This is a genomic window from Holdemanella hominis, from assembly GCF_014306155.1.
Taxonomy (GTDB): Bacteria; Bacillota_I; Bacilli_A; order Erysipelotrichales; family Erysipelotrichaceae; genus Holdemanella; species Holdemanella hominis.
This window is the reverse complement of the sequence record NZ_JACRWH010000007.1, coordinates 41,436-51,598: the sequence shown is the minus strand read 5'-3', so window position 1 is coordinate 51,598 and position 10,163 is coordinate 41,436. Positions and strand designations below refer to the sequence as shown.

The 10,163-nt window shown below is 35.0% G+C and carries 11 protein-coding genes; 1 reads left to right on the top strand and 10 read right to left on the bottom strand.

Features of this window, described 5'->3' with window-relative positions; all coding sequences use genetic code 11:
• Window positions 1-174 precede the first annotated feature (174 nt).
• The 5 genes from thiD to H8911_RS03535 form a co-directional block, all read right to left on the bottom strand.
• The gene (gene thiD / locus H8911_RS03555; RefSeq protein ID WP_186998725.1) at window positions 175-984 is read right to left on the bottom strand and encodes a bifunctional hydroxymethylpyrimidine kinase/phosphomethylpyrimidine kinase; all 810 of its coding nucleotides are present in this window, start codon (window positions 982-984) and stop codon (window positions 175-177) included.
• The gene (locus H8911_RS03550) at window positions 953-1,543 is read right to left on the bottom strand and encodes an HAD family hydrolase (protein WP_117926767.1); all 591 of its coding nucleotides are present in this window, start codon (window positions 1,541-1,543) and stop codon (window positions 953-955) included. The genes thiD and H8911_RS03550 overlap by 32 nt, the downstream gene beginning before the upstream one ends.
• A gap of 154 nt (window positions 1,544-1,697) precedes the next feature.
• The gene (locus H8911_RS03545) at window positions 1,698-2,042 is read right to left on the bottom strand and encodes a DUF1667 domain-containing protein (protein ID WP_117926768.1); all 345 of its coding nucleotides are present in this window, start codon (window positions 2,040-2,042) and stop codon (window positions 1,698-1,700) included.
• Complete coding sequence (locus tag H8911_RS03540; protein WP_186998724.1) at window positions 2,042-3,304, bottom strand: NAD(P)/FAD-dependent oxidoreductase; 1,263 nt, start codon at window positions 3,302-3,304, stop codon at window positions 2,042-2,044. Before H8911_RS03540 ends, H8911_RS03545 begins: the two co-directional genes overlap by 1 nt.
• Window positions 3,297-4,727 carry an NAD(P)/FAD-dependent oxidoreductase gene (locus H8911_RS03535; protein ID WP_117926770.1) on the bottom strand — a complete coding sequence of 477 codons (1,431 nt, stop codon included), beginning with the start codon at window positions 4,725-4,727 and terminating at the stop codon, window positions 3,297-3,299. The genes H8911_RS03540 and H8911_RS03535 overlap by 8 nt, the downstream gene beginning before the upstream one ends.
• A gap of 197 nt (window positions 4,728-4,924) precedes the next feature.
• Between H8911_RS03535 and H8911_RS03530 the strand changes: the two genes are divergently transcribed.
• A complete protein-coding gene (locus H8911_RS03530) occupies window positions 4,925-5,956 on the top strand; it encodes a LacI family DNA-binding transcriptional regulator (RefSeq protein WP_186998723.1) in 1,032 nt (343 codons plus the stop codon).
• On the opposite strand, the gene H8911_RS03525 is transcribed toward H8911_RS03530, so the two are convergent.
• From H8911_RS03525 to H8911_RS03505, 5 genes are read right to left on the bottom strand one after another with little or no spacing between them, the layout of a single operon-like run.
• Entirely contained in the window at window positions 5,928-7,202 is a 1,275-nt protein-coding gene (locus tag H8911_RS03525) for an L-cysteine desulfidase family protein (protein ID WP_186998722.1), read from the bottom strand. The two genes, H8911_RS03530 and H8911_RS03525, sit on opposite strands and share 29 nt — an antisense overlap.
• Entirely contained in the window at window positions 7,195-7,812 is a 618-nt protein-coding gene (locus H8911_RS03520) for a hypothetical protein (RefSeq protein ID WP_186998721.1), read from the bottom strand. The genes H8911_RS03525 and H8911_RS03520 overlap by 8 nt, the downstream gene beginning before the upstream one ends.
• Window positions 7,813-8,358, bottom strand: coding sequence for a hypothetical protein (locus H8911_RS03515; RefSeq protein ID WP_186998720.1), 546 nt, complete (start codon window positions 8,356-8,358; stop codon window positions 7,813-7,815).
• On the bottom strand, window positions 8,355-9,125 hold the full coding sequence (locus H8911_RS03510; RefSeq protein ID WP_186998719.1) for a mechanosensitive ion channel family protein: 771 nt from the start codon (window positions 9,123-9,125) through the stop codon (window positions 8,355-8,357). Before H8911_RS03510 ends, H8911_RS03515 begins: the two co-directional genes overlap by 4 nt.
• Window positions 9,126-9,130: 5 nt before the next feature.
• Window positions 9,131-10,132 carry an aromatic acid exporter family protein gene (locus H8911_RS03505; protein ID WP_186998718.1) on the bottom strand — a complete coding sequence of 334 codons (1,002 nt, stop codon included), beginning with the start codon at window positions 10,130-10,132 and terminating at the stop codon, window positions 9,131-9,133.
• Window positions 10,133-10,163: the final 31 nt, after the last annotated feature.

The following is a 10,163-nucleotide window of genomic DNA, read 5'->3' as shown; positions in this document are numbered from 1 at the left end:
CAACATTTACCAAAGTTATACTAAATTTATGACAACATGGAATGTTATTCTATAAGTGCCTTAAAGATAAGGCAATGAATATAGAAATAAACCAATATTCATATCTCTCTCCTAAAAAATAATAATAAATAAAAAGGAACCATTCTAGACGCCAACACTAGAATGGTTTTCTTATTATCCTTCATATTCTGTTGTATATTCATTGTCTATCGCAAACGAATGATCCATCGGACCTGAGCCTTTGCCCAAATCAAGCATTGCTCCTAATGCCCCAGAAATATAGTCTTTTGCTCGTTTTACCGAAGTATCTAAATCATATCCCTTCGCAAGATTTGATGCAATTGCGCTCGACAAAGTACAGCCCGTACCATGTGTATTTGAATTATTGATACGCTTCCCTTTAAACCAAGCATATGAATTGTTTCTATACAATAAATCATTCGCATCATTGATTTGATGACCACCCTTAACTAAAGTAGCGCACCCAAAATTTTCACTGATTTTTTTTGCCGCTTCAACCATACTAGCCTCATCCGTAATTTCCATTTCAGAAAGCACTTCTGCTTCCGGAATATTTGGAGTAATCAAAGTAGCTAAAGGCAACAATTCTTTTTTCAATGTTTCAATCGCATCCTCACTAATCAATCTAGCACCACTTGTCGCAACCATCACAGGATCAACGACAATATTTTCTGCCTTATATTCCTTTAGTTTCTTTGCGATCATTTCAATCAAACTAGAACTTGATACCATCCCAATCTTTACCGCATCCGGATAAATATCTGTAAATACCGCATCTAGCTGTTCACCCAAAAATTCAGGTGTTACATCCATAATACCCGTTACTCCCAATGTGTTTTGCGCTGTTAATGCCGTGATTGCACTTGTTGCGAACACATGGTTAGCACACATGGTTTTAATGTCTGCCTGAATGCCTGCTCCCCCACTCGAATCACTTCCCGCAATCGTTAATGCACTTTTCATTTAAATCTCTCCAATCTTTTATTTTAATCACTTTAAATCCGACTTTTTTCGCCACATCTATACAATAATCTGCATCCTCAAACACAATTATATCTTCTGGTCTTTGGTTTAAAACTTGTGCACATGCCAAATAAAAATCCGGATCATCTTTTGACTTATTCACCTTTGAACAAGTTATAATATCTTCAAAATAATTCAACACACCCAGTCTATTCAACGCAATTTTTACAAGCTCTTCATCACAACTTGTACCAATCACATTAATCGAATCATAATGTGAAATAAACTCTTTAAACCCAGGCATAAGGTTCACTTCATACTCATAAAAATCTGATATAAAATTCAATACCTCAGAAATGATTCGTTCTTCTTGTTTACTGATTTTATAATGATTCTTCAAGTATGTTGCGCTCTGTTCTAAACTCATATCTGAAACAATTTCATCAAGATTTTTTTCGGGAACCATTCCCAAACTTTGAACATATTGACTTGCCAAAGTATTCCATACTTCCATTGAATCCAGTATTGTTCCATCCACATCAAAAATTGAATAATTCATATTCTCTCCACCAAGAAAAAAAAGCTGCAGAAAACCAATCTGCAGCTCACTATCAAAAAGATATATTCCCTACGTTGGTATTATCCAAATCAGGTTATAGGGTCTAGGACAAACCTACTCTTAGCCTAAAATCTCCCCTTTTTTAACAGCAATATTATAAGTCTTTCGTCGCAACTAAATCAACACCCGTACCACAAATATCAGAAACAATTACATCTTCACGATGCACAGGTGCCTTCACAACCACACGGTTCAATTCCTTCATCACATCAAAAATCTTTTCCTTTGGAATATCCCCGTTGGTTTTCACGCTCAATCTTTCAATCTCAGCACCCACAATTTTCACAGTACTTGTCACAACACGAGTTGGATGCGTACACTCTTTCTTTCCATAGATTGCACCTCTAGGACAACCATTTCCAGTTACTTTATAATCATTTTCTTCATCAACCTTTAAATGGCAACCCTTAGGACATGTTATACAAATTAACTCTCTCATTACGCATCCTCCTCAATAGATACAACCAATTCTTTATCTGCCTTTTCAAGCAATATTTTAGGAATTGATATCTTCTCCATTTCACTTGGAATCACATGTTCCTTTTTAAATTTCGCAATGATTGTATCCCCATCCTTCACGACAATATTTACCTGTTGCGTTGGTCTTCTTACACGGAAAGAAAGCTCAACACTCTTTTCTACATTATCCTTACGAATATATTGAGGAACTACATACGAAATATTATCTCCATTTATCGTCCTTACGAAACGATCCTTAGATACTTCGCCATTTGAAACATATCGACCAGCACCCATTCCAGCCGTTTCACTTTCCAAACTTACAAAATCCACTAAATCATGCACATGCACAACATTACCTGATGCGAATACCCCTTCCATAGAAGTCTCCATATTTTCATAAACAATAGGGCCATGTGTTCTAGAATCCATTTCAATCCCTAAATCATTTGACAACTCATTTTCTGGAATCAATCCAACAGACAACAATACGCAGTCACAATCAAATTCCATTTCTGTTCCTTCGATTGGATTTCTATTTTCATCCACCTTAGAAACAACAACCTTTTCCACTCTAGACTTACCCACAATATCCGTAATTGTATGACTTAAATACAATGGAATATCATAATCATGTAGACACTGAACAATATTACGATTCAAACCATTTGAGTACGGCATAACCTCAACAACAGCTAAAACTTTTGCGCCCTCCAAAGTCATTCTTCGCGCCATAATTAAACCAATGTCACCACTACCCAAAATCACAACTCTTTTACCTGGCATATACCCTTCAATATTTACATATCGCTGAGCTGCACCTGCCGTAAACACACCAGAAGCTCTAGTTCCTGGAATCGCAATTGCACCACGTGTTCTTTCACGACAACCCATATTTAAAATAATAGATTTAGCCTGTATCATTAAATATCCATGAATACTACTTGAACAATACACCATTTTATCTGGCGTAATCTCAATTACCATTGTATCCAATAAGATATCAATATCTGTTTTATCAACTTCATCAATATACTTTCCTGCATATTCAGGACCTGTTAATTCCTCTTTAAAGTGGTGTAAGCCAAAACCGTTATGAATACACTGATTTAAAATCCCACCAAGTTCCTTATCACGCTCAATAATCAAAACGGACTTGGCACCATTTTGTCTTGCGGCGATTGCACTGGCAAGACCAGCAGGGCCACCACCGATGACTACTACATCATACCTATTATTCATCACCATTCTCCTTTGTTCTTCCACACAAAATATAAGAACCGTTCTTATCCAAAACAATATCTAACTGACTAACACCCAACTCATTAGCTAGAATTTCCTGGACTCTAGGTCCACAGAATCCTGACTGACATCTTCCCATGCCAGCATTACATCGACGTTTGATTCCATCTAAACTAACTGGTTTGGGACTTCGACGAATCGCATCAAGGATCTCTCCCTCACTAATGGTTTCACAACGACAAATAATACGACCATACTCAGGATGTTTTTCAATATATTCTTTTCTTTGTTCATGTGACATTTCTTTAAAACGAACTACTTTTCTTGTAGAAACATAATTCTTTTTTAAATTTAAGAAATAGTCTTTTTCCTGCATCATTCTCACAATGTCTAATGCGATTGCACTCGCACTACTTAAGCCTGGACTTGCCATTCCGGCAATCAAGAAGAAATTATGTATATCTTTATCTTCGCCAATAATAAAATCTTTTGTATCACTTCTTGCACGCAATCCCGCAAACGTACGAATATTTTCTTGAAGCTTCATATTCGGTACGGATTTAACCGCATTTTCACGAATTATTTTTAATCCTGCAGACGTTGTCGAATAATCATCCGCATCCGTATTTGTACTTGTAGGACCCACAATTAAGTTTCCATCTACTGTAGGAGCTACCAATACACCCTTACCAATCTTTGTAGGGCATTGGAAAATAACATGATGAACCATGTTTCCTTGTGACTTATCTAATAAATAATATTCTCCTTTGTTTGGCGTAATCTTATAATCTGGTTTCTTAATAAGTCCAGTTACATGATCACACATAACACCCGCACAATTTACAACCAATGGAGCTTTGTATGTATCATTCACAATAAAGATATCTCCATCTTTTTTTATACTCGTAACCTCTTCATTCAAACGAAGCTCTACACCATTTTGAATTGCCACTTCACTTAATGCGATCGCAAACTGCCAAGGATTGATAATACATGCACTTGGCGCATATAAAGCGCTTGTACAGTCTGAATTTAAATTGGGTTCCATAACAGATAGCTCAGGCTGTTTAATAATACGCTGATTTTCAACACCATTTTGTACACCACGCTTATATAACATTTCAATGGTCCTATCATCCTCTTCACTAAATCCAACAACCAAAGAACCAATATTCTTACATGGAACATCTAAATCTTTACATAAAGAAGGAATAATTTTATTACCCCAAATATTATATTTTGCCATCAAAGTATTTGGCTCTGGATCATAGCCCGCATGAATAATTGCACTATTGGCCTTAGTTGTTTCATCGGCCACATCATTATTTTTTTCTAACCACAATACTTTTCCACTATATTTACTCAATTCAAAAGCTAAAGAGCATCCACTGATACCCGCTCCAATTATTATACAATCGTACATAGTTCGCACCTCTTTCAAAGTTACGATACGCTTATTTATATTTCATTTCAAATGTGTAAAAAAGTCCATTTTATTAATCAAAATATTGATTAATAGCTAGACAATCAAATAAAATGGTGTAAGATAAAAATAGATATCGATTAATGATTTGATTAGTAATCGATTTATTAATCAAAATAAATCAAAAGAGGTTTATTATGGGAAAAAGAAATAAAGTAACTACACGCGATATTGCCCAAGCCACAAATGTATCGCAATCCACTGTATCTATGATTCTAAGTGAGAATAAGAATGTATCTTTCAAAGAAGAAACAGTAAATCTCGTCAAAAAGACAGCCAAACAAATGGGATATAAAAAGCCAGAAGTTAAAAAAAGGTATTCAAACGCAAAAAATACGATTGTCGTGATTTGTTCCAACTTATCCAATTCGTATTATTCTATGGTTGTTTCAAGTATCATTGAACAGGCGAGTAAGACAAAAACACAAATCTTTACTATTTCTACATTGCGAAAAGATGATCTTGAAAAGCACGCCCTTTCCAACTTAAAACTATTAAAACCATGTGGAATCATTCTTCTATATCCCCCAAAATTTGTTGATGAATGGAATACACTTTCCAAACAAATACCGTGCATTATTATCGGGGATAAACCAAAAAAACTTGATTGTGATTCCATCGAACTCAACAGTTTTAAATGTGGTAAATTATTAGGTACCCATTTAAAACAGTTAGGACACAAAAAGATTGCGTATATATCAAGTCCATTAGATACAACGGAAATTGGGCGAAACGAAAGATATGAAGGAGTTAAAAGTGTCTTGTCAAATACACAAGTATTTTTTAACTCGTCTAAACAATTTGAATTATACCCCATCGAAAAAAGAGAATACGAAAATGGGTATCGTTTAACGAAACAAATCTTAAGTGATAAATACGATGCCTATATTGGAAATAATGACATGACAGCCTTAGGCATCGTAGCCTGTTTAAAAGATCACAACATTAAAACAAGTGTAGCCGGATTTGACAATATTCCTGAAGCCGATTTTCCTCAAATACAATTGACCACGGTAGACCACGGTGCTTGTGAAAAAGGAAAAGAAGCCGTTGATATTCTTTTAGAACAAACAAAAAGCGAACGAAAACGTATCGTCCATATGGAATATGAACCACAGTTAATCATTCGCTTATCTACTTTTAATCGCAAGAAATCATCATCTCAATAATTTTATCATTCGTTTGAAGCATTCCTTGAGAACCAAGTGTTCCAATATTTTGAATTGTTTCATCCACACTATGAGCAACGATTCCATCGCCTGCATAGAATTGTTGCTTATTTTTATACATATAGTACCCCATAATACCAGCATCTACACTAGAAGCAATCTTAGCTGCACAACTAGCCTTAGCCCCATCACAAATCGTACCCGAAAGGATGGCTAATGCGTTGACAATCGTATGCTGAATTTCTTTATAGGTTCCATTATGTAAATAGGCAATACCAGCACCCGCAGCAGCTCCAGAACTAACAGCACCACAAAATGCCGATAAAGTACCAATACCTGTTTTAATGTAAATAGCTGTTAAGTTGGACAAAACCAAAGCACGATACAATTGTTTTTGCGTACAATCTAATTCTTTGGCATACACAACAACAGGCACACAACAAGTAATCCCCTGATTTCCACTTCCTGAATTGATCACAACTGGAAGTTCACACCCATTCATTCTTGCGTCGGATCCAGCCGCCGCATAAGCTTTGGCCCTTGTCTTTACACAATCTGAATCCATATTCAAGATCACATGACCAATGTTTGCACCATACGAATTATGAATCCCCTCATTTGCGATGGCCATGTTACAAGCGATTTGACGATCTAGTATTTCTTTTACATCATCAATATCCACAGTTTGTGAAAAATCCCAAATCTGTTTCATAATCAAAGCACTGTGATCGGCTTTAAGTTCTAAACTCGTCGTCTTATCTTCAAAAATAACTTGCCAGTTTTTTTCAATTTGTACAATATTCGTATGCGTATCTACAATACGAACACTGGCGTGTTCTTGTTCATAATACACATGGATTTCTAAATCGAATACATGCCCTTGTTCAATGTGCTGCACGGTAATATTTGTATTTTGAACATATTCAGGCAATTCTTCAATTTGTTCACGTGTTGCACTAGAAAGCACTTCTAGTTTTGCGTCGGCATCCCCATATAGAGCTCCTGCAGCAGCTGCAACTTCAATCCCTTTTAAGCCATTTGTATGAGGTACAATCACACTCTTAACATTTTTTATAATACTGCCACTTGCCTTAACAACAATACGATCTGGTAAATGATCTAGCACTTGCGTTGCCTTAGCACACGCATAACTAATCGCAATAGGCTCTGTACAACCCATAGCCATCACTAATTCTTCTTTTAATATTTGTACATAAATCGAATATAATGAATCCTCTTTATTCATCTTCTTTCACCCATACACACGCCAATTTGTGATCTTCCATTTCTGTCATGCCAAAATAAATTGTATCCTTTTCTTTTACACCAAAATTCTGATGTAAAGCCGTTAATACTGTTCCATACATCTTTCCATCTTGTATTCCTTCCAGACGAACCCAACATGCCTCTACATCTTTTCCTTCGTCTAGAAAATAAACCATGATATCATCTGGATACTCTAAATGTCTTGATGGATCCAACTCTTTATATAAACGAAGTTCTTCTAATTCCTTAGAAACTTCTGTGGCCTTTTCAACCATATCAATCTTATCCTGGAACAATTCCACATTTACATTATCCAAGATTTGAATATCCATTTCCTGCACATCAAAACGAGGAATCTTGCACGATACACCAATCGGTACAATGCGGTATTCAATATTGCGTTTCTTTGTTTCCAAAGCTACGATTTCAAAAATAAAACCCGCATTATGATCGATATAACCATACATTAATGCACCATATAGATTATCTAGCTTTAACCCCATCTTCTCTAAAAGCTTAACCATTTTCATGCCATGGATTTCCACCATTTTCTGATTCATGTCACGAAAACTCATTTCATATACTTTCATCTACTCACCCTCATACACATCTTTTAATTCTTCAAAGTTATATTCCAACACCTTATTCAATTCAACGATATCTAAATCTTCATCTACTGGAAAATCCGAAAGACTCATCTCATTGGCTTCGACATATTCTTTAAACAATTCCATGGACTGATAATAATAATCCTGAAACTCTTTAAAACCATCCCATATCGCAAAGCCACGACCATTGATCACATTCGCACCTTCTTCTATATCATCCACTTTTTCAACTTGAATTTCAATCTCAAAAGGCTCTTCTAAATCATAAACCATCTTAAATGTATCTCCCTCTTTGAAATCAGGCTGGATTGATGAAGCACAAGGTAACTTATTAAATTGTTCATCCTCACAATTTGGGCATACAAAAGGGATACCATTCACTTCAATCACAAAGTCCGCATATTCTTCAGACAAATAAGACGCTAATGTATAATAAGCTAAATCCGCTAAAGATAATGAGTTAGGTAAACTCATGTATCGATACATTAAATTATTAAATCCCAATACTTCTGTATATACTTTTATCATGATTGACTTACCTCTACTGAATAATTTCCAAAATGAATATTGGCTTTTTCATACTCTTTAACAAGTTCATAACGAATCTTTGCGAGCATATCAAAACCATCTAGACTTGTCTTACTTGGAACAACAACACGTAGATCAATGCCGGTTGTAGAAAAATTGATTACTTTTACTTCAATTGGAGTTTCACTTTCAATATCATATTCTCCCATTGTCTTTTCAACTAAACTCTTTAAAATATCTATCGCCAAATCAATATTCGTTCCATAAGAAACCTCAATTTCTAAATAGTTATTCTTTCGCGCATCCTGAAAAAATGCATTTTCAATCGTAGCCGAATTCAATGTTGAGTTTGGCACAATAATACGATTACTTTCATACGTACGAATGATCGTATGACGAAAACGAATACTTTCAACATACCCAATCAATTCACCTTGATTGACTTTAATTAAATCGCCCTCTACAAATGGTTTAAATGTTAAAATCATTAAACCACTACATAGATTTCCAAAGGCATCTTTAGCAGCAACACCTAAAACTAAGGCAACCACTCCACTGGATGCAGCAAGATAGGACATAATAGGTTTGGTCTGTTCAAATTGTCCAAGAAAAATCATTCCATTAATAAAAACCAAAACATATTTTATTAATCTGGCAAAACTTGCCTTATTTGTGACATCCTTTTTATATAATACTTTACGAATTCCTTTATAGATTCCAATAGAAACTATAACAGAACCAATAGTAACAATAACAATTGATTTCATCCAAATCATCTCCAATACAATTTTTTCTGTTCCTCTGTCGTTTGATCAATAAACTTCTTCTTTGTGTATAAAAACTCTTCTAAATCCATATAAATATGTAGAAGCATCGCCTTTGATTCAAATTCAATTCGACTTTCAGGAAGAGCCTCACTCTGTTTGTCTTTCAACATTTTATGAAGCGAACTAATTTGAGGCTGAGGATCATTTTTTTCATGAATAAACGGAATTAAATATTCAATATAATTCGCCAATTCATGCGCCTCTTTTGGCATTTCACGAATCTTTCGAATTTTATAATGCAGCATATGCAGAATATCGCACTGTAAAGCACGCATCTCAAAATAACGAATATAATAATCTGGCAAATTCGTAAACGTATTATCCTGATATTCCATCGCAATATGAATATATTTTTCAGCTTGCTCTTTAATATCCTCTAATTCTTTCCAAATTGTTGTATTTCTTTCCTCACTTTGAATATAATGAACAATTTGATACATCAAGCTCTGAATCTTGTCCTCCATATAAATCATACAAGAATTCAAATACTCTTCTTCTCCACTATAATCATGAACCAAATTCAATAAGAATGCGATAATGGCACCAATTAAAATCAAATAAAACTCATTCATCATGAAGTGAAGACTAAAATCCAAATAACTCAAGTAATGCACCGCAATCATCGCATTTACACTTAAAGTATTCTGACATTTCATTTTCTCACTGTACCCAACTAAGCACGCAATCACAAGCCCAAAGGCTATCCAATGGCTTGGAATAAGTTCAAAGAAAATAAAACAGAATAGAATTGTCACAAAGAATGTGGAAATTCTTCTAAGAACAAGCTTCACCGTCCCCCACTTTGTCGTCAACAAAGACAATAGTGCAATCGTTCCAGCACTTGTTGGATTATCCAACTTAAAAAAGTAGGCTAATATAATTGCGATGGCACTTCCTACGCCTATTTTAAGTGATAGTATCAATACTCTTTTTGTTTCTCTTTTCATATGCTTACATTTTATGCGAAATCAAAAAAAA